The sequence below is a fragment of the Cryobacterium sp. genome (genome assembly GCF_026786305.1).
Lineage (GTDB): Bacteria > Actinomycetota > Actinomycetes > Actinomycetales > Microbacteriaceae > Cryobacterium.
This window is the reverse complement of sequence record NZ_JAJAYI010000006.1, coordinates 13,780-38,933: the sequence shown is the minus strand read 5'-3', so window position 1 is coordinate 38,933 and position 25,154 is coordinate 13,780. Positions and strand designations below refer to the sequence as shown.

At 62.6% G+C, this 25,154-nt stretch carries 18 protein-coding genes and 4 pseudogenes; 8 read left to right on the top strand and 14 right to left on the bottom strand.

Annotated features, from left to right (window positions below):
• Positions 1-3: 3 nt before the first annotated feature.
• The 5 genes from LH475_RS00495 to LH475_RS00475 form a co-directional block, all read right to left on the bottom strand.
• Complete coding sequence (locus LH475_RS00495; protein WP_297412613.1) at positions 4-2,811, bottom strand: response regulator; 2,808 nt, start codon at positions 2,809-2,811, stop codon at positions 4-6.
• A 337-nt stretch (positions 2,812-3,148) separates the two neighbouring features.
• Positions 3,149-3,511 (bottom strand): hypothetical protein, encoded by a 363-nt coding sequence (locus LH475_RS00490; protein WP_196842613.1) that lies wholly within the window; start codon positions 3,509-3,511, stop codon positions 3,149-3,151.
• A gap of 49 nt (positions 3,512-3,560) precedes the next feature.
• Positions 3,561-3,929, bottom strand: coding sequence for a zf-TFIIB domain-containing protein (locus tag LH475_RS00485; RefSeq protein ID WP_196842612.1), 369 nt, complete (start codon positions 3,927-3,929; stop codon positions 3,561-3,563).
• A 320-nt stretch (positions 3,930-4,249) separates the two neighbouring features.
• Complete coding sequence (gene katG, locus LH475_RS00480) at positions 4,250-6,484, bottom strand: catalase/peroxidase HPI (protein WP_196842611.1); 2,235 nt, start codon at positions 6,482-6,484, stop codon at positions 4,250-4,252.
• A gap of 32 nt (positions 6,485-6,516) precedes the next feature.
• Positions 6,517-6,951 (bottom strand): Fur family transcriptional regulator, encoded by a 435-nt coding sequence (locus LH475_RS00475; protein ID WP_196842610.1) that lies wholly within the window; start codon positions 6,949-6,951, stop codon positions 6,517-6,519.
• Between the two features lie 979 nt (positions 6,952-7,930).
• Between LH475_RS00475 and LH475_RS00470 the strand changes: the two genes are divergently transcribed.
• Positions 7,931-9,400 (top strand): MFS transporter, encoded by a 1,470-nt coding sequence (locus tag LH475_RS00470; RefSeq protein WP_196842609.1) that lies wholly within the window; start codon positions 7,931-7,933, stop codon positions 9,398-9,400.
• Positions 9,401-10,009: 609 nt separating this feature from the next.
• Complete coding sequence (locus LH475_RS00465) at positions 10,010-10,927, top strand: DUF808 domain-containing protein (protein WP_297412612.1); 918 nt, start codon at positions 10,010-10,012, stop codon at positions 10,925-10,927.
• Positions 10,928-11,091: 164 nt separating this feature from the next.
• Here LH475_RS00465 and LH475_RS00460 read toward each other — a convergent pair.
• The 6 genes and pseudogenes from LH475_RS00460 to LH475_RS00435 form a co-directional block, all read right to left on the bottom strand.
• A pseudogene (locus LH475_RS00460) lies at positions 11,092-11,783 on the bottom strand (aldo/keto reductase); the annotation flags it as partial.
• 172 nt (positions 11,784-11,955) lie between these two features.
• Positions 11,956-12,783, bottom strand: coding sequence for a hypothetical protein (locus LH475_RS00455; RefSeq protein ID WP_196842607.1), 828 nt, complete (start codon positions 12,781-12,783; stop codon positions 11,956-11,958).
• On the bottom strand, positions 12,780-13,802 hold the full coding sequence (locus LH475_RS00450) for a TerC family protein (protein WP_196842606.1): 1,023 nt from the start codon (positions 13,800-13,802) through the stop codon (positions 12,780-12,782). Before LH475_RS00450 ends, LH475_RS00455 begins: the two co-directional genes overlap by 4 nt.
• 203 nt (positions 13,803-14,005) lie before the next feature.
• Positions 14,006-15,820 (bottom strand): DNA/RNA helicase domain-containing protein, encoded by a 1,815-nt coding sequence (locus LH475_RS00445; protein WP_196842605.1) that lies wholly within the window; start codon positions 15,818-15,820, stop codon positions 14,006-14,008.
• A complete protein-coding gene (locus tag LH475_RS00440; protein WP_196842604.1) occupies positions 15,807-16,127 on the bottom strand; it encodes a nucleotide pyrophosphohydrolase in 321 nt (106 codons plus the stop codon). The genes LH475_RS00445 and LH475_RS00440 overlap by 14 nt, the downstream gene beginning before the upstream one ends.
• A 189-nt stretch (positions 16,128-16,316) precedes the next feature.
• Complete coding sequence (locus tag LH475_RS00435; RefSeq protein ID WP_297412610.1) at positions 16,317-17,039, bottom strand: hypothetical protein; 723 nt, start codon at positions 17,037-17,039, stop codon at positions 16,317-16,319.
• A gap of 230 nt (positions 17,040-17,269) precedes the next feature.
• Here LH475_RS00435 and LH475_RS00430 point away from each other — a divergent pair, with 230 nt between their 5' ends.
• Positions 17,270-17,695, top strand: coding sequence for a DUF808 family protein (locus LH475_RS00430; protein ID WP_297412620.1), 426 nt, complete (start codon positions 17,270-17,272; stop codon positions 17,693-17,695).
• A gap of 100 nt (positions 17,696-17,795) precedes the next feature.
• Complete coding sequence (locus tag LH475_RS00425; RefSeq protein ID WP_196842602.1) at positions 17,796-18,311, top strand: hypothetical protein; 516 nt, start codon at positions 17,796-17,798, stop codon at positions 18,309-18,311.
• Between the two features lie 326 nt (positions 18,312-18,637).
• Here the strand turns inward: LH475_RS00425 and LH475_RS00420 are convergent, their stop codons facing one another.
• The 3 genes and pseudogenes from LH475_RS00420 to LH475_RS14450 form a co-directional block, all read right to left on the bottom strand.
• Positions 18,638-20,290, bottom strand: a complete 1,653-nt coding sequence (locus LH475_RS00420) for a DUF1524 domain-containing protein (RefSeq protein ID WP_297412609.1) — start codon at positions 20,288-20,290, stop codon at positions 18,638-18,640.
• A gap of 3 nt (positions 20,291-20,293) precedes the next feature.
• Positions 20,294-20,416 (bottom strand): annotated as a pseudogene (locus tag LH475_RS14455) (hypothetical protein); the annotation flags it as partial.
• Positions 20,417-20,463: 47 nt separating this feature from the next.
• Positions 20,464-21,570: pseudogene (locus LH475_RS14450) on the bottom strand (helix-turn-helix transcriptional regulator); the annotation flags it as partial.
• 1,314 nt (positions 21,571-22,884) lie between these two features.
• Between LH475_RS14450 and LH475_RS00410 the strand changes: the two are divergent.
• The 4 genes and pseudogenes from LH475_RS00410 to LH475_RS00395 form a co-directional block, all read left to right on the top strand.
• Positions 22,885-23,108, top strand: a pseudogene (locus LH475_RS00410) (Tn3 family transposase); the annotation flags it as partial.
• Positions 23,109-23,379: 271 nt separating this feature from the next.
• Positions 23,380-24,072: a hypothetical protein gene (locus LH475_RS00405; RefSeq protein WP_196842600.1), complete on the top strand. Its 693-nt coding sequence runs from the start codon at positions 23,380-23,382 to the stop codon at positions 24,070-24,072.
• Between the two features lie 35 nt (positions 24,073-24,107).
• Positions 24,108-24,356, top strand: a complete 249-nt coding sequence (locus tag LH475_RS00400; RefSeq protein ID WP_196842599.1) for a hypothetical protein — start codon at positions 24,108-24,110, stop codon at positions 24,354-24,356.
• Positions 24,357-24,369: 13 nt separating this feature from the next.
• The gene (locus tag LH475_RS00395; RefSeq protein ID WP_297412608.1) at positions 24,370-25,125 is read left to right on the top strand and encodes a DUF2306 domain-containing protein; all 756 of its coding nucleotides are present in this window, start codon (positions 24,370-24,372) and stop codon (positions 25,123-25,125) included.
• The last annotated feature ends 29 nt before the right edge of the window (positions 25,126-25,154 follow it).

Sequence of the window (25,154 nt, the reverse complement as noted above, 5' to 3'; positions counted from 1 at the left end):
CCATCACCCGCCCAGCTCGTCGCCGGACTTCAGGGCGCGCTTGACCTCGGCCATGAAGGCCGTTCGATTGAAGCTCTTCGTGCCGAGCACTCGAACCGGTTGACTCGGGTCGCTGTCGACCGCCGCCAGTTCCTGGATGGTGAGCTGCTTACCGGTCACGACGAGCACGGGAATATGCTCGGTTCTCTCGTCGCTCTGCAACGCCAACACGACCTGATAGCCGCTGAACCCTTCCATCATGAGGTTCAGCAGTACGAGATCTGGACGCAATCGCTGCGCCAGCTCGATAGCCTCATTCTTAGTGAAGGCACGTTCTACCGCGTAGTCCGGTCGGGTCAAAAATCGTGCGATGACATCGACGGTTTCGCGATCATCGTCGGCCACCAGAATCCGTCGGGTGCGCAGGGCATCGGGGCTGAGGCCGAGTACGTTCAGCGACTGCTGCAATGCCGCCCGGGTGATTGGCTTCTCCAGCACGGCGGCCGCGCCGTGGGTCAGGGCCAGGCACACGTCGGTGTTTCCCGCAATGATAACGATCGGAACGGCGGCGAGATCCGAGAACTCGTGCAGGCGAATGAGAAAGCCCCAGCCGTCTATTCCGGGCAAGCGAATGTCGAGGGTAATGAGGCTGAGGTGGTGATGCGGGGCAATGGCGAGGCCTCGCTCTCCACTGGTCGCGATGATGACGCGAAAACCTTCAGCTTCGAGCAGCAGTCGAAGCACTTCAGCACCTTTGGCGTCGTCTTCAATGACCAGGGCAACGTGTTTCTCCGACCGCGCCTCGTAGTCCTGTTGCGGTCGAGACTTCGCAGCCACGGCGAGGGATTCTTCAACCCGCTGGCCGGTCGTGGTCGAGTACACCTTCACATCGCGTACCGCTTCCCCCGTTTCCGGTGCGGCCGATGGTGACGGCGTGGCGGCGGCCGCATGGGGTCGAAACGGATGCGGTTTCGGCCGGTCACCAGGAGGCGCCTGAGTGCTGGGTGAACCCACCGGCACAACCAGGTCTCGATCGGTCTGAGCCGAGTTCTCCGAGCCCGGCGCCGACCAGGCGGGAGCGATCTGGTCGGTGATTCCCAAGGGAAGCCAGACAGCAAAACTCGCGCCCTCGCCCTCGGCACTGGCGACAGCGACCGTGCCGCCCTGAATTCCCACCATCTGCTTGACCGTGGCCAGACCGAGGCCGGTGCCTTCGAATCGTCGAGCCAGGGTGCTGTCAATCTGACTGAACGCCAGAAAGAGTTTCGACATGTTCTCCGACGAAATTCCCGGTCCCGTGTCATCGACGCGAATCTCGAGAAAGTCCATGATGGTGCTCTTGGGCAATGGAAAATCGTGCACGGGCCAGGAGCCGGCAATCTTTCCGACGGCGCTGCGCGGTACGCGTTTGGCCATGAGAATGACCCGGCCCTGGTCCGACGTGAATTTCACGGCGTTCGACAGTAGGTTGTACACGATCTGTTTGGTCTTGCGCATGTCGAGCAGCGGCACGCCCAGGTCATCGGCACCTTCAAAACGAAGTTGAATACCGTGTGCCGCGGCGCCATCGCGCACGATCGACAGGCTCTGCTCGAGCAATGAACGCACGTCAACGGCCTCCAGCTCGATGTCCATCATTCCTGCCTCGACCTTGGACAGGTCGAGGATGTCGTTGATGAGTGCGAGCAGGTGGTGTCCACTGGTGAAGATATCGCCGATGTACTCGCGCTGGGATTCGCTCATATCGCCCATGAGACCGTCTTTGAGGGCTTCGGAGAACCCGATGATCGCATTCAAGGGCGTGCGCAATTCGTGCGACATGGTGGCCAGAAACTCGGTCTTCATTCGGCTGGCGTGTTCCAGCTCGATGTTGGTCTCTTTGAGCGCCCGCTCGAACCGCTTGCGTTCGGTGACGTCACGGGCTGACGCGAACACGCCCTGCACGACCCGATCGCGGTCGTAAAAGGTTGCTGCGTTGTAGGAGACATCCGTTTCATCACCGTTGAGCGCTCGCACCGTGAGCTCGTAGTCGCTGACCTTGTTTTCGGTGAGAGCCCGTCGAATTGCGGTATCCGCTCGAACCGGGTCGGTGAAGAAGTTGCGGCATGGAGCGCCGATGAGCTCATCCCGGGATCGCCCCGTGAGCTCGATCATCTGTTGATTGACATCGGAGATGATCCCCGTGGTGTCGGTCGTCATGAGCGCGTCGATATTTGATTCGATCAAGGAGCGCGTGTAGAACTGTTGGTCGCGCAGCCGCTGGTCCAGCACCGATTGAGCGATCTCCACTTGCTTGCGCGAGGTGTTGTCGGTGCCGATCAGCAGGTAGCCGATAATCGCCGCATCGACGTCGCGCAGGGCGGTGACCGACACGATCGCCGCGAATCGGCTGCCATCCTTGCGCACCTTGGTAAGTTCATAGATGTCCTCGATGCCGCGACTGGCCTTGTAAACGAGGGCTTCGAAGCCGGGCTTGATGGTGGTGCCGAACTCCAGGCTGAGTTGGGCGGCGCGCAGAATGATCTCTTCCGGATCATGCATCTCAACCGGCGTGAGCTTGTTCACGACCTCGTCGGCGGAGTAGCCGAGCATCCGCTGCGCCCCGACGTTGAAAATCTGAATGACGCCATGAGCATCGGTGGCGATGCTCGAGAAATTAGCGCTATTGAAGATGGCATCCTGCAGGCTCACGGTCTGCTGCAGAAGGTTCTTCTCCAGTGCAGCGTTCTGCGCGAAGGCACTGTCGCCGCCCGCAAGGCTCGCGTTGACCAGAACCGTTCCATCGTCGGGGGCGGCTGGCTGTGAGCGATTCTTGCGCCTGTGGGGTGTCATGGTCATCACGCCTTCCGAGATCTTTCGATGAGCAGCGTGCGTCACGAGCACGAAACGCTTACGGGAAGGCAGAAGAGGCACGCGGTCGGCAACTTCGCCTCGTTTGAATGCCGCGAGTCGACCGGGGGAAATTTCCCTCACGTAAATCTACATCACGAAACATCCTCCAATGGCCCCCTCTTGGGGGTGGTCAAGATTCCCCAGCGGCCAGGTGGTAGACCTCGGTAAAAAAGCCGTCGTTGACGTCGTACTCCACGTTCAGGACACCATACGTATCAGTGGAGACCGTCAAACCGCCGTCCTCGTCCGAGAGGTCGACGGTGAGCTCGAAGACGGCTTATGACGCGGCGGTATCGCATGCCTCGACGAACGCGGTGACGTCAGTGGCCGACACCTCGGTTCCGGAGTCGGCGACCTTTCGCATGCTGTCGATCAGGTCGGTGGCCAGCCCGGATTCCTCAGCCAGCGCGAGCAGATCGGTCAGCCGCGCCCGGTCTTCGGCGCTGATTGTTCCATCCGTCAGGGGTGCGCAGATACGTTTGGTCAGCTCAGCACTGGCGGTCGCTGCGGCGCTGTCAGCGACGCCCTGGGCACCATCCGACACCGCGGTCTGAATCTGAGAGCAGCCGACGAGAGCGACGATTATCGGTAGAATCAGCAACGCTCGCAGACGTCGTCGGGCGGATGAAGAAGTTTTCACCGTGCGCTCATTTCTTGAATTGTCAGCACTCTGTCGTTGCTTCAATCGCTTATCCGAAGAGCTCGCCGAGCCAGTTTTCTCGCTTCTTCGGGCGGTACCCATCGCGGTTGTCGCGGTCCCGGTTGTCGCGGTCGCGGTTGTCGCGGTCGCGGTCGCGGTTGTCACGGTCGCGGTCGTCGTATCCGCGATCACCGGGCTGGGAAGAGCGCGGTTGTTGAACCGGGTATGGCTGCTGGGGAATAGCGCCGACCACAGGGGCGGCCGGCGCTGCAGCTGCGAATTCTTTCTCCGCACGGTCAATGATCTTGTCCAGCTCACCGCGGTCGAGCCAGACACCGCGACACTCCGGGCAGTAATCGATCTCAACGCCACCGCGTTCGCTCATCACCAGGGTGGCAGAATCAGTTGGACACTTCATGGAGTTCTCCTGCAGGTCGTGGTCTTCCCCAGCATACGGGTACCCACTCAGGCACTTCCTGAGTGGGTCAAGCATCCGAATTGACTGTCGACTTCAATATCGATATTTCACTGAGAGGCGCTGCCAAGTGTCACTGATTCACAGCTACTGCCGCGTTTAGCAGCTCGTGGAGCCAACGATGTTCATCGAGTACACCCCGGTCTCGTCCAGCACGAGGTGTACTTCTCATGCCGCTGCGTGGTTGCCCGCTGGCTCCTCGGCGATCGAGCGCACCTGCCCACAGCCGGTCGCGAGGAGGAAGTTCAGGCCGTAGATCGTGCCTACTTCACGTCGAAGCGGTCGAGTTCCATCACCTTGACCCATGCCGCGACGAAATCCTCCACGAACTTATTCTTCGCGTCATCGCTTGCGTACACCTCCGCAACGGCCCGCAGCTCGGAGTTCGAGCCGAAGAGCAGGTCGACCCGGGTGCCGGTGAGGGTCGGTGCGCCCGTGGTGTAGTCGCTGCCTTGGTACGCATGCTTGCCGGGATCGAGGGCCGTCCACTTTGTGCTCATGTCGAGCAACTTCACGAAGAAGTCGTTGCTCAGCACGCCAGGGTTCTCGGTGAACACGCCATGCTGTGACCCGTCGTAGTTGGTACCGAGCACGCGTAGCCCCCCAATGAGTACCGTCATCTCGGGGGCGCTCAACACGAACAGGTTCGCCTTGTCGAGGAGATGATACTCGGCCGGGAGCGACGCGAGCGGACCGTAGTAATTGCGGAATCCGTCAGCGACTGGTTCAAGCCATCCGAACGATTCTGCATCGGTTTCCTCCTCGAGGGCGTCAACGCGCCCCGGCGTGAACGGAACCTCGATGGCGACGCCGGCGTCCTGCGCCGCTTTCTCGACCGCCGCCGAGCCCGCAAGCACGATAAGGTCGGCAAGAGAGATCGGATTGACCGCTGAGGCGTTGAAGATGGCCCGGATGCGTTCGAGGGCGTTCAGTACCAACGCCAGCTGGTCGGGGTTGTTAACCTCCCAACTCTTCTGGGGTTCGAAGCGGATGCGTGCCCCGTTCGCGCCGCCGCGCTTGTCGCTGCCGCGGAAGGTGGACGCTGCGGCCCATGCGGTCGATACCAACTGAGAGACGGTCAGGCCGGAGGTGAGGATCTGCGCCTTGAGCGCGGTGATCTGCTCGGCATTGACCGGCTCGCCGGACGCCTCGGGCAGCGGGTCCTGCCAGATCAGTGCTTCCATGGGCACATCGGGGCCGAGGTAGCGCGCTTTGGGACCCATATCACGGTGGGTCAGCTTGAACCAGGCCCGGGCGAACGCGTCCGCGAACGCGTCCTGGTCATCCTTGAAGCGGCGCGAGATCGGTCCGTAGATCGGGTCGACGCGCAGAGCAATATCAGAGGTGAGCATGCGCGGCTCACGTCGCTTCGAGGCGTGGTGGGCCAGCGGCACCATGTCGGCGCCGCCACCGTCTACCGGCCGCCACTGGTGGGCGCCCGAGGGGGACTCCATCAGCTCCCATTCGTAGGCGAACAGGATATGGAAGTACTCGTTATCCCAGCGGGTCGGATGATACGTCCACGTCACCTCGAGGCCCGAGGTGATCGTGTCATCGCCCTTACCAGTGCCGAAACTGTTCTCCCAACCCAGACCCAGTTCCGCGAGGTCTGCATCTTCGGGGCTCGGGCCGACGTGGCTGTCGGGGGCCGCGCCGTGGGTTTTGCCGAAGGTGTGGCCGCCGGCGATCAGGGCCACGGTCTCTTCGTCGTTCATCGCCATGCGCTTGAACGTCTCGCGGATATCGACTGCCGAGCCGAGCGGGTCGGGTTTGCCGTTCGGTCCTTCCGGGTTGACATAGATGAGGCCCATTTGTACGGCGGCCAACGACTTCTCCAGCTCATGGTCTCCGTGGTAGCGCTCGTCGCCGAGCCAGGTGGTTTCCGGACCCCAGTAGACATCGTCGTCAGGTTCCCACGCGTCGACCCGGCCGCCACCGAAGCCGAAGGTCTTGAACCCCATCGTCTCGAGGGCGACGTTGCCGGCGAGGACCATCAGGTCGCCCCAGGAGATGTTGCGGCCGTAGGTCTGCTTGACCGGCCACAGCAGCCGGCGAGCCTTGTCGAGGCTCACATTATCGGGCCAGCTGTTCAGCGGCGCGAAGCGCTGTTGGCCAGTGCCGGCGCCCCCGCGACCGTCATGGATACGGTATGTGCCCGCGGCGTGCCACGCCATCCGAACAATGAGAGGCCCATAATGGTTGAAGTCGGCCGGCCACCATTCCTGAGAGGTCGTGAGCACCTTCTCAATACTCTTCTTGACCGCAGTCAGATCCAGGGACTCGAAGGCTTGGGCGTAGTCGAAGTCCCCGCCGAACGGATTCGCCACGGTGGGGTTCTTGGCCAGGATCTTCAGGTTGAGACGGTCCGGCCACCATCCGCTATTCGCTGAACCTCTGGTCGGATGCGGCGAGTTCTGCCCGTGGGGGACGGGGCAGGCGTCTCCGATCGGCTGGGTTGTGTCGTCGTCAGTCGTGACGACCCCGTGTTCTTCGGTCATGGGATTCCTTTCAGGGTTGCTGATCGTTGTGATCAGCAACGTTGTGAGGTCGAGCAGGTGGGGCATAAACCCCAGAAGATGACATCCGCTGTTTCGATCACGAAGCCGTGATCGTCGGACGGAGTCAAGCAGGGTGCCTCGCCGACCACGCAGTCGACGTCGGCGATGAGACCACAGGAGCGGCACACGACATGGTGATGATTGTTCTCGACGCGGGTTTCGTAGCGCGCCCGAGATCCGGCCGGCTGGATGCGCCGCAACAAGCCCACGGCTGTCAGAGTGTGCAGGGAGTCGTACACGGCCTGGTGGGACAGTTCGGGGAGTACAGCGCGCGCGGCACCGATGATCGATTCGGTGTCCGCGTGCGGATGTGTGTGCACAGCGCTCAAAACTGCCATCCTCGGACGCGTCACCCGCAGACTCGCCTCCCGAAGCAACTGTTGAACCTCCGGCGACGTAAGCACCATTCAAGTCTGCCTCGTTTTCTGGAATCAGTCAAAATTGGGTAGCAGGGGGTCTCCATGCAGATGCCGTGGATCGGGCGAGTCGGGTTCTGCTCTTGCCAGGACAGCTGTGGTCATCCCACGTTTAAGCTGGGCGGGGATGGTTGTGCCCGACGCGAAGGTTGCGGTGCTGGTCGGGTCCGTCTGGCCCTCCGGAGGGACTTGTAAGTCACGGGTTGGCCGCCGACCGCTTGGCAGGGATACACCTTCGTCTATCAAGGAGACGTCATGACGCACTATCACGGGTTCGTCTCCCGATGCCGGGTACTGCGCCCAATCGAGGAGTGTCATACGCTCAGAGGCCGTCAAACCAGCCAGAGCCCGTCAAACCATCCGCTCCTGGAATCCACGATCGGCGATCACTGTGAACACGCTGTGAACACACAGTGACCACACAGTGACCACACAGTGGCGCGGTTCCCACATCGCGACGTGCTCGTCGAGGTCGCGACCGGCAGGCAGTGGAGCCATACCGGAGTGAATTCGGTCGTGGACCGGCTAGCCCTGGGGCTCCTCACCGTCGGTATCGATAGCGACGCCGCAAGCGACTTGTTCGCGGTCCTCGCGAACCGCGAACACCGCCTCCCCCCACTGACAAGACCCCCTGGGGGTAGACAGACGCAACCGGTGGTGCTGGCCTCACCCAACCCTGACACGCAGGGCCGCACCGAGCTTGGGAGGCGCCCCTGCAGTGGTCGCCCGGAACCAGCTCGGTATTCAATCGTCAGGACAACGTGATGGCCACGCCGAGCGCCTAAAATGAAGTACCGCGAGACAACGTTCTTCGGTTGCCACCCTCGGCTAACAGCCCGATCTTTTTGTCATGTTTCACCGCCTCAATCCCGTGATCGCCAAACTCTGAGCCGAAACGATCGTCACGGTGAAAGATGCACCCGTCAACCACCGGGCCAATTCGGTGCCACCCCAACCCAAGAGAAGACTTATGCGCCTCCGCTGGCTCGCTGTAGTTGTACTGCTTTTCGCTTCCTTCATGGACCTGCTCGACACGACGATCGTCAACGTGGCTCTCCCCTCGATCGAGAAAGATCTCGGCGCCACCCCAGCACAGCTCGAGTGGATCGTGTCGGGCTACGTGCTCACCTTCGCCGTCCTCCTCACCACGGGCGGTCGACTTGGGGACATCTTCGGCCGGAAGCGACTCTTCCTGATCGGAGTAGCAGGGTTTACCCTTGCGTCGGCGTCCTGCGCGGTTGCGACGAGCGGCGACATGCTCGTGGTTTCCCGCCTGGTGCAGGGTGCCTTCGGGGCGATCATGATTCCCCAAGTGCTCTCGATCATTCAAGTGCTGTTTGCGCCGAAGGAACGCGCCGGGGCATTCGGCGCCCTCGGCGCGATCTCCGGACTCGCGGCCGTCGCTGGACCCCTCATCGGTGGGCTCCTCATCTCACAGAACGCGTTCGAGCTCGGCTGGCGGAGCGTGTTCATGATCAACGTTCCGGTGGGTATCGTCTTGTTCATCACAGCCTCACTCTGCATTCCCGAGTCTCGTGCCACGAGGCGGGTACGACTGGACGTGCTGGGCGTCGTACTGATCTCGGCGGCACTGTTCTTGCTCGTGTATGGATTGATCGAAGGCCGCGCCCTCGAATGGCCGGTCGGCATCTGGATCATGATCGGTGCCAGCCCCCTGCTACTGGCAGTATTCATCTGGTATCAGAACTGGCTTGATAAGAAGTCCGGCTCCGCCCTTGTGCCACCCTCCCTCTTCCACAGCCGCGGCTACTCGGCCGGGGTGCTCACCTCGTTCTCGTTTAGCGCCTCCATCGGAGGTTTCTTTTTGATTCTGGTGCTTTACCTGCAGATCGGGCTCGGCTTCTCCGCGATCGAGGCCGGCCTGACAACTCTGCCCTTCAGCCTCGCCGCTCTCGTCGGTAGCGGCGTCGCCGTACGTCTCGGCCCACGTCTGGGAAAAGGGCTGATCTTTCTCGGGGCAATCGCCCAGATCGGCGGTTACCTCTGGATCCAGAACATTATCGGAGCCCAGGCCAACGCCCTCGTCGGCACCGATCTGATACCGGCGATGGCCCTCGCCGGTCTCGGGCTGACCCTTCTGGTCGTGCCCCTGACAGACGTTGCCCTCGCCCAAACATCGATCGCCAACGCCGGAGCAGCGTCAGGGGTACTCGGCACCTTCCAGCAGGTTGGCGGAGCGATCGGCATAGCTGTAATCGGTGTGGTCTTCTTTGGCATCGTTGGCGTTACCTTTACGCCGACTGTTCTTCGGGATGCTTTCCTCGCGAGCATCTGGGTGCCCATCTTTGCCCTGGCACTGGCTGCACTCTCCAGCACCCTGCTCCCGAGCGTCACCCAGGTCGCAAGCCACAAAGCCGACGCAGAACGCTCCTTGGAAACGCAAGGTATACACCTGAAACAAGACTTATCGACTTCCTGACCGGCGCCCTGGAGCAGCGCCCAAGCGACCGGTCTCACGTACGCCCGCTACGCGCCCTGGAAGAACCCGGAAAACCGCACCGAGAAACAGCAGGCCACGGCCAGTGCTCCCCGGCCGTCTTTGACCCACGGTCACGTCAGGAGAGCCCGTTTCTGCATTCATTTAGTCCCGAGCGCTGCGGGACAGACGGCCTACCGGCGCGCAGCACGCACATGCACAGGACGTCACCGAGAGCCCGAGAAGCCCGGGCGAGAATGAAGCCCGCGCGGGCTTCGACGAGCGTGGTCGCGGTCCGGCGAAAGATGTGCCTGATGAACTCCCCCACCTCGATCCGAGCGTCTCTCAGCGGGTGCTCGTTGTCGTCAACGAACGTGCGGAGCAACCGAACAATATTGCTGACGCTGCCCGGTCTGCCCGTCTTTGTCGCGAAGGGATACGACGGGGCGTCGTGCCCTGTTTGGGCGAATTGACGGCGGATCGCGGCCGCCGTGAAGCTCGGCAGCGCGATGCGCCGCTTCGGGCGCTGGGCGGGGGCACCGGCCCCACGGTACTCTAGAGACCCTTGCCGTTGCCCAACACGAGGACGACGCCCCACCCGAGGAGAACCAGATGTCGGTCGGTTTACTCGCCGTAGTCGATGACATACTTACCGCCGCCCTCAAGGCGAGTGCGAAAACCGCCGGCGTCGTCATCGACGACGCGGCCGTCACCCCGCAGTATGTTCAGGGGCTCTCGCCGGCGCGCGAGCTCCACGTCGTCTGGCGCATCGCGCAGGGCAGCCTGTTCAACAAGTTCGTCATCATCATCCCGCTCGCACTACTCCTGTCCGCGTTCGCGCCGTGGGTGTTGCCGTGGTTGCTCATCCTCGGCGGCACCTATCTGTGCTTCGAAGGTGCGGAGAAAGTCACCGAATGGTTTGGCGCGCATCACAGCAGCGACGAGTCCGAAGCGCGCGATGAGGGCAAGCTCATCTTCGGCGCTATTCGCACCGACCTCATTCTCAGCACCGAGATCATGCTGATCGCGCTGGCCAGCCTCGACCCCGATTTTGGCCTCTGGAACACGCTCGGCGCGTTGGTGGTCATCGGCCTCGGCATGACAGTGCTTGTCTACGGCGCCGTCGCTCTGCTGGTCAAGATCGACGACATCGGACTGTCACTAATGAAGAACTCGGAACGACGGGTACGACGCACCGGCGCACGCATCGTGCGTTCGATGCCCACCGTGTTCCGGGTGATCGGCGTCATCGGCACGGTCGCCATGTTGTGGGTTGGCGGCCACCTCGTGATCGCGAACCTGGCCGAGACTTTCTGGCACGCTCCCTACGATGTGCTGCACGCCGTGACGCAGGCTGTCGAATCTGCCGGACCTGTCGTCGTCTGGGTCACCGACACGGCGATGTCGGCCGTGTTCGGCCTCATTCTTGGTCTGATCATCGTCGGTATCGTTTTCGGAATCTCTCGCCTTCTCGGGAGCAGATCCGAGCGAAGCGTCACGCAGGTCACCGGGTCAAACAACGTTCCATAATGGTCGGTCGCACGGTTTCCGAACGGCCGTGGGATTCTGCCGACGTGACTCGGTGACGTGACCCGCGTTTGCCGAACTCCGCATTTAGAAGGCGACCGTGCGGAAGCGTTGCGCGACCGTGCCCTCCCATACGGATAGTCGGAAACGGCAGGAGAGCTCAGGGCTCCCAGCCGCGTCGCGCCGGTGGGATCGGTGTCGCGTTGGTACTTGCCCGATAACCATCCGCCGCCCAGCGGCGACCAGGGCAAAAGCCCCAGACCCCCATCGAGGGCCGCCGGCACGATCTCGGATTCGATCTTGCGAACGAGCAGGCTGTACTGCGGCTGGAGTGTGACCGGCGCCGTGAAGCCCAAAGCCTTCGCCACGTGCACGGCTTTCGTCAGCTGCCATCCGAGAAAGTTGGAGAAGTGTAGTAGCCGATCTTGCCGCTTCGGATGGCATCGTCGAGAAAGCACAGCGTCTCCTCCAACGGCGTCACCGGTTCCCAGGCGTGCATGTGATACCGGTCGATGTGCTCCGTTCTGAGCCGCCGCAGTGAATCGTCGAGGGCCCGGTGCAGGTGCCGACGACTGGTACCCCGATCGTTGGGGCCGTCGCCCATGGCGAACCGGCCCTTGGTGGCGAGACCGATCTGCTCCCTCTCGGTCGGGTGAGAAGCCAACCACGACCCGGTCATCTCCTCCGAGGTTCCGGAACTGTAGACATCCACTGTGTCGATGAGGGTGCCGCCGGCGCCCACATACGTGTCCAGGAGCGCGTTGGCCATCTCCTCATCGGCTTCCGCCCCAAAGGTCATGGTGCCCAGTGCGTAGGTCGAAACGACTGCGCCGCTGTTGCCGAGTGTGCGATATCGCATCTGCCGGTCCTGTTCTTCTCCGAGGTGGGAGACCCGCAGGGGGACGTTCTGACAGGCACGAACATTGTCCCGCAGTCCATTATCCGCCGGCGACATGACCGCGTTGGGTGCGTGTTGTCCACGCAGAGGATTACATTTGCGGATTATGCATTCTGGCGACGTGGTTTCACGCTCAACGGCCGAGGAAATCGTCTAGCCCTGGGAGGTTAAAGTCGGATCCGAATTCGTTCACCTGCTCGCCAAGGCCCGAAACGGTTTCGCCCGCGCTGGCCGCGAACTCGTCCACTCCCCCGGTTACGCCTTCGAGGTCGATACCGCTAGCCAAGGCGTCGAAATCAACTCCGAAGTTCGCCGCCTGCTCGAGGAGGGGGCCTGCGACAGAGGTGACGACGGCTCCGCCGGCGACGGCGGCGAGAACACCACCTGCTGCGAGGCCGGCTCCCGCGGCGGCGCCGCCCAGCAGCGCTCCACGGCCGATACCCCCGCCCGAGCGTGACTCCTGGCCGTCGGCGCGGGCGAGGAGGCCTCGGAGAAATCCGGGGCGGCTGGACTCCGTTCGGGTGGCCGCCCGGGCGAGGTCATCGGCACCTGAGGTGCGGGGCACTACGTGGGCGGGGAGCTCTGCGCGCATCCGCTGTTGGATCTGATCGCGCTGGGCCGGAGTGAGTCTCTCGAATGCCTCGCGGTGCACCTGCTCGATCTGGTGCGGGTCGGCGGTTTGTAGGAGGTAGTCGTAGCGCGCGATCGCCGCCCGATCGGTGTTGTCGATCGCCCCGGATGAAGCGGATGACACGGCTGAAGCGGATCGAAGAGACTCGGTAGCGGGTCCGCCGTCGGCGCGGCCGGATTCAGCAGTGCGGCCCTCTCCGGTCAACGCATCTGCTGCATTACGAACGATCGCGCGCCAGTCGCTCTGGCCAGCGTTCGCACTCTGGTTCGACGAACCTGACTTGTCGAGAGCCTTCTGAGCGAGGCCGGTGAGTTTGGAGATTATGCTCATTTCGCGTGTTCCTTCCGGGTTGAGGGATCGATCGGCGTGGATGTTTCGATTGTTGAATGGTTTCCGCGGGTCTTGACCAGGCTCAGCACGGTGGCCACGGCGATCGTGGCGCCGATGAAGAGCAGGGAGAACGAGATCGGGATCTCGGGGACCCACAAAAGCGGCTGACCGCCGTTAATGAACGGCAGCTCGTTCACATGCAGGGCGTGGAAGACGAGCTTCACACCAATAAAGGCAAGGATGACGGCGAGGCCCTGCGCGAGGTAGACCAAGCGCTCGAGCAAACCCCCGATGAGAAAGTAGAGCTGCCGCAGCCCCATCAGCGCAAAGACGTTCGCCGTGAACACGATGTACGCCTCGCTGGTGAGCCCGTAGATGGCGGGGATGGAGTCGACCGCGAACACCAGGTCGATGAAGCCGATGGCGACGATGGTGAGGAGCATTGGGGTTACGAACCGCTTGCCGTTTATCTTCACGGTGAGCTTGTCTCCGTGATATTCGTCGGTCACCGCGAGGTGGCGGCGCACGAAGCGCATAAGCCGGTTATTGGCTGGGTCGGTTTCGTGGTTCGAGAATGCCTGCCGGTATGCCAACACGAGGAGCAGGGCGCCGAAGAGGTAGAAGATCCAAGAGAAGTTCTCGATCAGGGTCGCGCCGACGGCGATGAAGACGCCACGCAGGATGAGTGCGATGATGATGCCCACCATCAATACCTTCTGCTGGTACGCCTTCGGCACGGCGAACGCCCCCATGACCAGCAGGAAAACGAAGAGGTTGTCGATCGAGAGCGCCTTCTCGGTGAGGTAGCCGGCGAAGTACTCGCCGCCATACGTCCAGCCCGAGACCATGCCGATGCCGACGCCAAACAGGAGCGCGAGACTGATGTAGAACGCCGACCAACGAGCCGACTCACCGATGGTGGGCTCGTGCGGCTTGCGCACGTGGGCGAAGAACTCGTAGACGAAGAAAGCGATCGTGACAGCGATCGTGATGATCCAGATCAAGAGCGTGACCTGCATGAGGGATCTCCAAAGGGGTTGGCGTGGATATGGCACCAAGGTCTCCTCCGCTCTGATCAAACAGAACCGGCGGCCCGGAATGCAACAATGCATTCGTATTGACGGGCCGACCGCAGACGGGAGTACTCCCCTTGTTATGCGCGAGCTTACAAGACATCCGCCCGATTGCTAATTCCGAACCCGGCAATTTCGGGATTCAGCCCTCATTCTCTCGTTACGTCCCGGTGAGTGGACTTTCTCTCGTTGCTCGGTAGGAACTCCCGCAGGTATGCCCGAAGTGCAGGATCGCAGGCATAGACATACGTGCCTTGGATGCCGCGGGTCAGCAGAACCGCGTAGATATTGCTGACGAAACGGAGAAGGTCGTCGTCGCTGTAGATCTTGCCCAGGCGGGAATTGTTCTCCTTGCCCTTCTTGTCGAAGTACGATCCCCGGTCAACGACTAGCCGGCCCTTGACTGCGTCGTATCGCAGGTCCTCACCGATGATGACTCCGGCATAGTTGAGGTCGTAGCCCTGCACAGTGTGGATTGACCCGACTTCCTCGAGAGACTTCGGCGAGGCAATCCAGTCGGTCGCGACGCTGTTCCACCGAAGCTGACAGCCGTCGATCTCGATGTCATACGCGGTCTTGTCGTTCTTGGTCTTCCACTCCCACGCGTAGCCGGCGACCAAACGTGAGAGCCCACTTTCGGCATCCTTGCGCCGGATCTCATCACGCATCTCGGCGACGCTATCGAACATGCGTAGATCGTAGCTATCGAACCATTCGCGAGTCAGTGGTTGCGGCACCCCGGAGGTGGATGCGGTCCCCAGGACACGTCGGACGTAATCGACGTAGTCCGAACCAGCCTTCACCCGCATTTGCGACAGCAGCGGATAGTGGCGTTTTGCGCGTCGCGCATCGCTTACGAGTGCGGCGAGCAGTTCGGGAGGTACGTCGGCGGGCCGGATGCTCTGCGCCGCGTCGAGCAGAAAGATCTGGTGATCACTCTTCGCGCGGACCCAATCGAGCTGGGTCTTGCCCCCATCGTCCCAGCCGAAGAGTTTCTCGGTGATGTCACGGAATTTCTTGTTCTGCATGCCTGAGGGCTGGTTGGCACGTTGGTTGAGACGGTGGGCTTCGTCAACGATCAGCAGGTCGAAGTGCTCGTCCGAGAGCCCCACCTCGAACGGAGTCAGGACCATCTCGGGGCTCAACCCGGGGGTCTTCCGGAACACCTTTTTGATGGACTCTCGCAACGACTGCTGGGGGATGACGAACCCGATGCGCTTACCAGCGAGCAGTTTCCGATAGCCATCGACGAAGAACTCGGAGAACAGGGAGTCGCTGTCGAGATCCTCTGCGGGTGTCGTCTTCGCGATATCCATCAGCAGCTTGAGCAGGTAGATCGCGACGACGGTCTTGCCCGTTCCCGGGTCACCCTGGATGACGATGGTGCTGCTGGCGCCGGCCTCAAAATCCTGAAAGAGTCCCTCGAGGATGTCCTCAACGGCGACAGCTTGATCCTGGCTCAGCGCCTTGAACGGAGAGAGCTTGAAGAGGTCGCTGTTCTCGATCTCGGGAATGCTTCGTGTGAAGACTCCGTCAAGCCTGAGCTGGTCGAACACCTCACGGAAAGTCTCCTGGTAGAGATCGCGGTCGTAGTAGTCGGCCTCTGTGATTCCGTCGTTCCGATTCAGGACCCGGTACGTGCCGTCACCGGCAAGCATCCGGATGAGGTAGGACTCGAGGTCGAGGCAGACGGATTTATTGAATCTCTCGTCGACAATGACCCGGATTGTGCGGAGGTGTTTCTTCTCGGGGGAATCGAAATGCTGCCGCATTCGTGCTGCTGCGTTCAGCGACTCCCCGACGTAGACGTCGTCGAGACTGACACCACGCGCCGCTTGGCGCCCGGCCTTCGCATTGTCCAAGACGTACACAACCGGCCAGTTCGTGTTGCGATGGTCGCGAGGCGCCCAGGTCGTGACGGCTTCCCTGGTGAAGTCGACCCGTTTGATTTCAGAGGGAGTCATACTTCGTACTTCGCCCCCGCGCTTTGTCGACCGGATACTTCTCCCCCGTTACCGCGAGCTTGTCGCGCACGATCTGGTCGGGGTCCACGCCGATGCGATCAGCCAGCAAGAAGCAGTAGGTGAGCACATCGGCCAGTTCTCCCCGCACTCGATCGGTGTCGGCATCCGCTCCCCACTGGAAACACTCCAGCAACTCCCCCGCTTCAATGGCGATGCTCTTCGAGAGATTCTCGGGGGTATGAAACTGCGCCCAGTCCCGCTCTGCCATGAAAGCCGCAATCTCATCGCGGACAGAAGTATCGCTCATACCGTCAACGTATCAGCGGAGCGTTCCGTGCCCGACACACGAACGAGCGATGAGGGCGCGATGTGCATTTTTTCCCGCCTTGATCTTGCCCATCCCGCGGATGTTCCGGGTACCGTCCATCCTGCTTCGAACTTGCGACCAGCTCGTCAACGGGTGCGGCTGCGGGCGTCCTGGCCGGCGGCCGTTCCGTCAGAGAGTGTTCTCCGAGAGGCCATCTGAGGGTGTTTCTGCCGCCAACCGGGCTGCGAACTCATCCATACCCCTGGCGATGTTTTCTTGGCGCGAATCGTCATCTTCGGGGTCTTGTGGGGCGTCGTACGGCCAGGACAGATACACGTTGGGGTCGATGATGAGGAACGCGGAAAGTGAACTGCGCGGGATCGCTTCATAGTCGCGCACCTGATCTTCGGAGTCGTCCATGCTCATCCACGCGATGCCCGTGTTTTTCGGCAGGACAACCCAGCCTTGACCGCGGAACACATCGGCAAGGTCTGGTGGCACGCTGGCATGCACTTGAGCGAAACCGCGGTTGGTGAGGGCCGGCGTGAGAGTGTTGAGAAGCGCCTTGCACACCTCCTCGGAGCCGCTGGCGATCAGTAGCTCGATGACTGCGGTGCCGTGGTCGCTGACTATCGCATCGTCAATATCGTCGTCGGTGGAGTCTTCGTTGAGCTGATTCTCGTCAACGTAGCTGTCCGGTTCGGTGACGATAGCGCCCAGAAGCGGGCCGTCGTCGGTTTCGGCGACCAAAGCGAAGGCCTCAGACTCGCCTTGCATTTCAATGGTGTCATCGAAATAGACCTCAGGCGCGTCATCGACTGCGGCCTGCGGGAACTCCGTGAGTAACGCGACGAAGGCCGCCCGATGCTTTTTGTTGAGGCGTCGGACTCGGAAGCTCGGTTGCTCGCTCATGCGTGAGCCTCTCGACGATGTACTCCGTGATGTAACGCTCCGAAACCGGAGCACTCGAAACCATTATCCCCGTATGACGCTGGCCCACCGCTCCACGTCACTGCGCTCATCGTCAACGTGGCCGCTACGACTGCGCCGCTGTTGAATCGCACTGGGCAGCCTGGTCAACAAGTTCGTCATCATCATTCCGATCACTCTGCTCCTGACCGCATTCGCGCCCTGGGTTGACAGTGCTCGTGTACGGCGCGGTCGCATTGCTGGTCAAGATCGACGATGTCGGACTGGCGTTGATGAAGAACCCCGCACGACGGATGCGACGCACAGGTGCGCGCATTGTGCGCTCAATGCCGGCCGTGTTCCGGGTAATCGGCATTATCGGAACAGTCGCCATGTTGTGGGTCGGTGGCCACTTGGTGATCATCAACCTGGCCGACACGTTCTGGCACGGCCTTTGCGATGTGCTGAACGCCGTGATGAAGGCGATCGAATCTGCCGGTCCCGTGGTCGTCTGGGTCAGTGACACCGCGCTGTCGGCCGTGTTCGGGCTCATTCTGGGTCTGATCGTTGTCGCGATCATTTCCGGAATCTCCCGCCTTCTCCGGAGCGAATCCGAGCGTAGCGTCAGGGCAGTCCCCGGGCCATACAACCTTCCGTAGCGGTCGGTGCGCGCAGCCAATTTTGGTCCCTAGTCGGTGTCACTCGAGAGCGCTTCACTGAGCGCACAACGTAAGCAGCAACGCCTAGAGGAGGCGCACGATGGACACTCCGACGTACCTCGGAACCGATATCGCAGGGCTGATGCACGCCAGCCGCGCGGAGGCCAGGCGCATCATGGATGCGAACAAGGGCGATGTGGTCAGCAACCACAAAGCGATCCCGAACCGGTTGGAAACGGGCGGCCTGATCACCGATGAAGAACCGCAAACGCTTTTGGAGTTGTACAAAATCGGTTACGAGGCAGGCGAGCCAAAAGCCGATGCCCAGCGGGCGTACTTCCAGTCGCGGGACATATACAGCAAACTGGCCGCAAGCGGCAAAGCCAGCCCTGTCGCGCTGGTCGTGGCGTCCGCAGCAGTCGGATCGTTCGAGATCTCGGAGAATCCCGAAGGATCGACGACGGTCACGATCGCTCGAGTGAACTACGGTTCCAGCCTCGCGGGCATCGGAGCCGGTATCGGATCGCTTCTGGGCATGCCCGCTGGCGGCGTCCTCGGTGGAGCGATTGGCGGCCTCCTCGGCGGAATAGTGGACGACAAGAAAGACAAAAAGTAGCGGGCACCGATTCGTCGCGACGTCGTGACACTCGACGCCTCGCGGATGTCAGCCAATAGTTCTCTGCCATGTGCGCCAGCAGAGCGGTCCTCGTCTTAATCGGAGGCGCCCACTCGCAAGCGATAGCGATTTTTCCGGCGTTGCCCTCGTTTGGTGCGGTTCGGGCCAGCATTAGAACAACTTTGTACCGTTTGATGAAACTACCAGGTTGCTGCCTGCGACAGCGTCAGCCGCGGCCTTCTGAGCGGCCGCGGCTTCGCGTGCCACTGCGGCCGGCTCGAGAGACGTGAAGGATTGTTAGGGCCTGCGCGGTGATCCGCCGATCATCAGGTGTCGCAGCCAATGCCATCCCCATCGCGGTCAAACTTGGTCTGGAAGCCCGGCGATCCCGCGGAGAGCGGTGCCGCTCCCACAGCGCGCACAGCGTCGCAGTTCTCGTAGTAGACCTCGACTGGTGCAGGTGCCGGGGCAGGTGCTGGTGCTGGTGCCGGAGCTGGTTCAGGGGTTACGACGACAGGGGCCGGAGCTGGCGCCGGAGGGGCAACAACAACCGGAGCCGGTGCAGGCGTGAACGAGGAGGTCAGCGCCATTTCACCCGCACAGGAACCGAGGATGCGGGTCATGACGTCGTGCTCAGCCTGAGTGACCCACAGACCATAAGTTGCTTTGACGGACACCTGACGAGCAACATAGCCGCAGCGGATCGCCTTATTCGACGGCAACCAGGTTGCGGTGTCGCCGTCGCCCTTTTGAGCGTTGGACCGACCATCGACGGCGAGGAGGTTGAGGGGATCGTTTGCCAGAGAAATACGTTGAGCTTGAGTGAGCTGCTGAGCACCCGTCTGCCACGCATTCGACAGAGCCACCACGTGGTCGATCTGCACGAGAGCTGACGTAACCTGACCTCGCACGAAGGCGATCGACGTGGCCGTGTACGGCGAGACGAGGTAACCGGTCATCACCCGGCAGGTTCCCGCCTTCGTGATAGGGCTCAGGTCCCGGGCGAGGATGTCGTTGCGGGTGTCGCATCCGTTTCGGTCCACGTCGATCCAGGCGGAGCCGAACATGCCGGTGCGCTCGTAGCCGGTCTTGGCCGCCTTGCCCTTCACGGGGATGGTCGCGAGGAGCGAGAGCGCTGTCGTGTCGGTGGAGCTGGAGTCAGCGGTTACGACTGATGCGGCTTCATTCGGAGCGGAGACTGTCGAGGGGTCAACCGGTGCTTCTTCAGAGAATTCCGTTCCAGGTGTTGTTGTCGGGATGGGGGTTGGGCTTGGGGTTGCACTCGGTGTCGCGCTTGCCGTGGGTTGCTCGGCGACAGCAGTTTTAACTGCACCTGGCGCCGCAGCAGCGACCCCACCGGAGATGAAGAGGGCAAGGCTGGCAGTCAGCGCGATCGCAGTTGTCTTGCGGGCTGATACAGATGCCCACGGTCGGCGACCAGAGATCGCGTACACGCCCGTCACCAGGGCAGCCATTCCGAGAATGACGAGAACTGCGGGGAATCCACCGACGATTGCGTACATCAGAGCGAAGAAGGCGACCATGCCGCCGAGGATCCAGATGCTGAAGGTCGGCTTGGACCACTTCGTTTTGGCGGTGAATGGCGTGCCGATAGGAGCCTTCGTCGGCTCCGGTTTTTGCCTGCCAAATTTCATCATCTGATCCCCCAGTTTCAACGCGCTCAACGAGAGTGCAGACATGCCTATTAGAAACTTACCGGAGGCAAAGATTGGTCGGACACCGGGCGCACACCCCAGAACGGGGAGTCCAGACCAGCTACACAGCGATCGGTATGAAGCCCCGCAGATAGGCCGAAATGCTGGATCGCACACGTATACGTAGGTCCCCCGGAGGCCATGAGTCAGCAGAACCACGTAGATGTTCGTGATACGGCATTGGAGCTCGTCGTCTGTGTATTTCTTGCCGGCGTAATTGACGTCATACCCCTGAACGGTGTGGATCGAGCCCACTTCGTCCACGGATTTCGTTGAGGCAGTCCAGTCGGTCTGCGTGCTTTTCCACCGGAGCCGACAGCCTTCCAGCTCAATGTCAAAGGCGGTCTTGTCGGTCTTGGTTTTCCAGGACCACGAGTATCCGGCGAGCAAGCGGGATAGGCCGACATCGGCATCCCTGCGAGAGCGATCTCCCCCAGCCTCTGGTGCGCGAGCGCCCGCAGCACCAGGATCTCGATGACGCTAGCCGTCCTCTTTCCTTCTTCCGCGGCCAGCAGGAGTCGCTCTAAAAGTCGGCTAGCCGCAGGCAGGGAGCGCTCCGCACTCTCGCCCCGGTGCCGCGCCAAGAGCGCCTTGGCCAGGGTGTCGTGCTCGAACTCCCGCAGGTAGCTGAGCTCGTCACCAACGAACAGGCCCTGCTCATGCGCCCAGGCGAAAGCGTCATCCACCTTCCCCTGCTTGATCCTCGCCCGCGCCCTCAGCGCTGGAACCGGCCGCACATTCGGGAAAGAGTCTCCGACATACGCCCGCTCCGCCTCGTCGAGCAGGCCGAGCGCACCACCCAGATCTCCTTCGGCCTCCTGGATGCGAGACATCGCCACCCGCCAGCGATATCGGTTCTGCGGCAACCCGTGATGTTCGCCCAGCTCCTCGCTTCGCAGCAAGAGCTGCCTGGCGATGGGCAGGTCGTTCCGCTCGCGGTGGATCGCACTCATCCCCACGTACATGTCCGCTGTTCCCCGCGGAACCAGCCCGCCCTGCTCAGGGGCAAGCTGCAGGGCCTGCTCATAGATGCGGATCGCGTCGCCGAGACGTCCCTGAACAATCCGGATGTCCGCCAACGCGACCGCGCAACCAAGGACGTCGGAGATGTGCCCGGCCTTCTGCAGACGTGCCGTGCAATCGGCATACGCCTCATACGCAGCCTCGAGATCCCCGCTCGCCCAGGACGCGAGTCGCATCAGCGCAGCAGCCGCTCCATGCCCGAAAAGATCGTCCTCATCGAGGAGGTTGAGAGCCCGCTGGGCGTAGGTCACTGTCGTGGAGGCATCGCCGAGCGCCATGGCCTGTCCCGCCCGGTAGACGGCGACCCACCCCGGAAGACGGCGAAACTCCTCTTCGTCCACCACGACCGCCTGGGCCGAGCGCACTTCCGGGCCCGCGCGGCTGTCCGCGGCCGCATCCACCCACCGCTCTGCGTCCCGCAGGCGCGCCTCGACACCTTCGATCTCATTGGTGGCCAGAAGCGCCCCAACATAGCTGATGCTGAGCACGGCGCGGTCGTGAAAGAGATCTTCGGGAAGCATCTCGAGCCAGCCACGCAGTGTGGCCTCCCGTCGGTCCCGGCGCATAGTCGGCACCGCCCGCTCGACGAGGCCCGCCGCACGCTCGAAATCCCCTCCGGCCAAAGCGTGATCGATGGCCACAGCCGGTTCGCCGTTGTGCTGATACCACGCGCTGGCCCGTCGGTGCAGGTCCGGCACCTGGTCGGGCTCCTCGTCCAGAAGACGCGCGCGCAGCACGTCGGCAAAGAGATGGTGATAGCGATACCACCGGCGGCGGTCGTCGAGCGGGACCAGGAACAGGTTCCCTCGATCCAGCGCCTCCAGCATGGCCTTGCCTCCACCCTGCCCGGTGACGGCGTCGCACACCGGACCGCTCAACCGGCCCAGGATAGAGGTCTGCAGCAGGAAGGTCCGGACACGGTCAGACTGACGCTGCAGCACCTCCTCGACCAAGTAGTCAACAACGTAACGATCATCCCCCGCGAAGCCGGCAATGAAGCCTTCGATGTCGTCTCGCCCCTGCATCGAGAGCGCCGCCAACTGGAGCGCCGCGATCCAACCCTCGGTGCGCGCCTCGAGCGCGGCCACGTCCCGCGCCGTCAGCTGCAGGCCCATCATCTCGTTGAGGTAGGCCGCGGCCTCATCAGCGGTGAAGCGCAGCTCGGCCGCGCGAGTCTCGACCAACTCGCCGCGCACTCGCAACCGGGCCAGCGGCAACGCGGGATCGGCCCGGCTGGCGATCACGATGTGCAGCCCCGGAGGCAGATGGTCGAGCAGAAACGCCATCCCGTCCTGCACGTCGCGCGCGTCGATGACGTGGGAGTCATCAAGCACCAGCACGATGTCCCTCGAGACAGCGCCCAAGTCCTGGAGCAGCGTGGTGAGCATTGTTTCGATAGGAGGCGCTCGGCGCGCCTGGAGGAGTGCCAGCGCGCTCCCGCCGACCCCGCCTGCCATCTTCTGCAGCGCGGCGATCACATAGATCCAGAAAGTTGCGGGATCGTTGTCGGCCCGGGCGAGCGACAGCCACGCGACCAACCGCTCGTCGGCCGGCGCTGCTGATCCTGCCGCAAGCCATTCGGCCAGCAGCGTCGTCTTGCCGAAGCCAGCCGGTGCCGAGACGAGCATCAGCTTCGACGCGGTTCCGCGGTCCATCCGCTCGATCAGTCGGGGACGGGGCACCAGGCCAAGTCTCGACCTCGGGACGTAGAGCTTCGTCTCCAGCAGGGCGGTTGGCACGAGACCACCTCCAAGTGCGAAAGCATCAGGCGAGGATTCCACCGCATGGCCGCGTCGATCAATACAGGCCCCGTAGCGCCTCGCTGATGCTCCGGAAAACTCGGAACGTATACCCGGCAGAACGGACTCGCGCGGGCACTCCGGGAACTCGGCCGCCTCCAACGCACCAGGTTTGGCTCCAGAGCCCGGATCTGCGCCGTCGCACCACCGCGGGCCTGAACAAAGGCGAAGTCCGCAACGCCCTCGCCCGCGCCGTCTTCTTCAACCGGCTCGGCGAGATCCGCGACCGCTCCTTCGAGCAGGAGCGCTACCGCACCTCTCCCCCGCTCGGCTGGGAACACATCAACGTCACCGGTAACCACAAGAGCACTCTGCACAGCCACCCCGGACACATCTTCGGCAAGCTCGACGTCTACAGCATGCGGCAGCCGCGCGGCGGGCCGAGTCACCTGGCCTGATCTAGAAGCCAGGCCTGGCACAATCACCACATTTATCACCACACAGGGTGATGCCGAGTCACCACCTGCCTCCGTAGATTCGGGTCATCGTCAGGCTTCCGCCTGGGGAACCCAGAAAATCAGGAGCGCAACCATGAGCATCACGACGACCACTCTTACCCGCGCGGCCGGCATCGCCGCCGCACTATCCGGGCTGATCTACATCGGCATCCAGTTCATCCATCCCGCCGACCAGGTCGCCTCCCTCACCACCCAAAACTGGGTGACCGTGCACAGCCTCAGCCTCGGCATGGCCGTGCTCGGCCTGATCGGCCTGACCGGCATCTACCTTCGCCAAGTGAGACAAGTCGGCCTCCTCGGTCTGATCGCCTACGCGATGTTCGGGCTCTTCTTCATCCTCCAATCGGCTTTCGTCTTCGCCGAAGCGTTCATCGCGCCCCTGGTCGCGGCAGACGCACCGAAGTTCGCCGTGTCCTTCGTCGGCCTATTCGGCCGAAGCGCGGCCGTGACCGATCTCGGCCCCCTCGCCGCGCTGCCCCTGGTCGGCGGCCTGCTCTACATCGGCGGCGCCCTGCTGTTCGGTATTGCCATCGTCCGCGCCCGCGTTCTATCGCGCGGAGCCGGCATCCTGCTGATCGTCGCGGCCGCGGTGACGCCGGTTGCGGGAGCGCTCCTTCCGCACACGCTCGAACGGATGGCCGCCATCCCCATGGGCCTCGCCCTGATCTGGCTCGGCTACTCCCTCTGGTCAGACCAGCGCACAGTGGGAGCACAGACACTGTCAGACGGGCACGGCTCTCGCCTCGACCGCACGACGGCGGTCTGAGCCAACGAGTCCCGTGCAACAAGAAAGGAAGAACGATGAGTGAACTCAAGCGGTACGAGATCCGCCTCCTGGGGCAGCTGGACGAAAGGTGGAGCGACTGGTTCGAGGGCTTCACCCTGACCTGCGAGCGGGATGGAACGACCACCCTTACCGGCCAGATCATCGATCAGGCGGCGCTGCACGGGCTGTTGAGACGTGTCGGCAACCTGGGCGTGACGCTGATCGCGGTCAACGTGCTCACCGGCAGCCTGAGTCCCACGCTTCCAGGCAAACCCGAACTTTGAAAAGAACGCCACCATGCAAACAGGCACTAAAGGACCACTCGGCACGCGAACGAGCGGCAGTCGAGGGAGGGGCCCAGGGGCGAGGGTCCCAGGGGCGCAGTGGCTCGCGCCCACCGGGCTCATCCTCCTCAGTCTCATTCCGGTACTAGCGGGGGCGGCGCGACTCACCGAGCTGACCGGCGGAGCCATCGCCACCCCGGAGAACTCCCGGTTCCTCGACTCCCCCGTGCCGGTCGTGACGCACATCCTGACCGTGACCCTGTTCAGCCTGCTCGGGGCGTTCCAGTTCGTTCCCGCGCTACGTCGCCGCACGGGCGGCTGGCATCGCATCGTCGGACAGATACTCATTCCCGCGGGCCTGGTCGCCGCCCTGTCCGGAATGTGGATGGCGGTCTTCTACCCGCACCCGCCCGGGGACGGTCCGATCCTCGTGGTGCTCCGGCTGGTCTTCGGGACCGCCATGGTGGTGAGTATCCTTCTCGGTGTCCGCGAAATTGTGCGACGGGACTTCGCCCGACACGGCGAGTGGATGACCCGCGCCTACGCGATCGGAGTCGGCGCCGGCACCCAGGCCATCGTTCTCATCCCCGGTTCGATCATCTTCGGCTCCACCAGCGAGCTCTCCCGAGCCGTGTTCATGGGCGCCGCCTGGGTGATCAACCTCGCGGTTGCCGAATACGTCATCCGTCGTCGGCGCGCCAGGCCTGCCAGCCGGCGACCCCGCTTGTCGGTTAGCGCAAACGTGCTCCGAGTCACGGAGCCGGAATGACACTCCTCACGGAGGCCCACACGCACGCG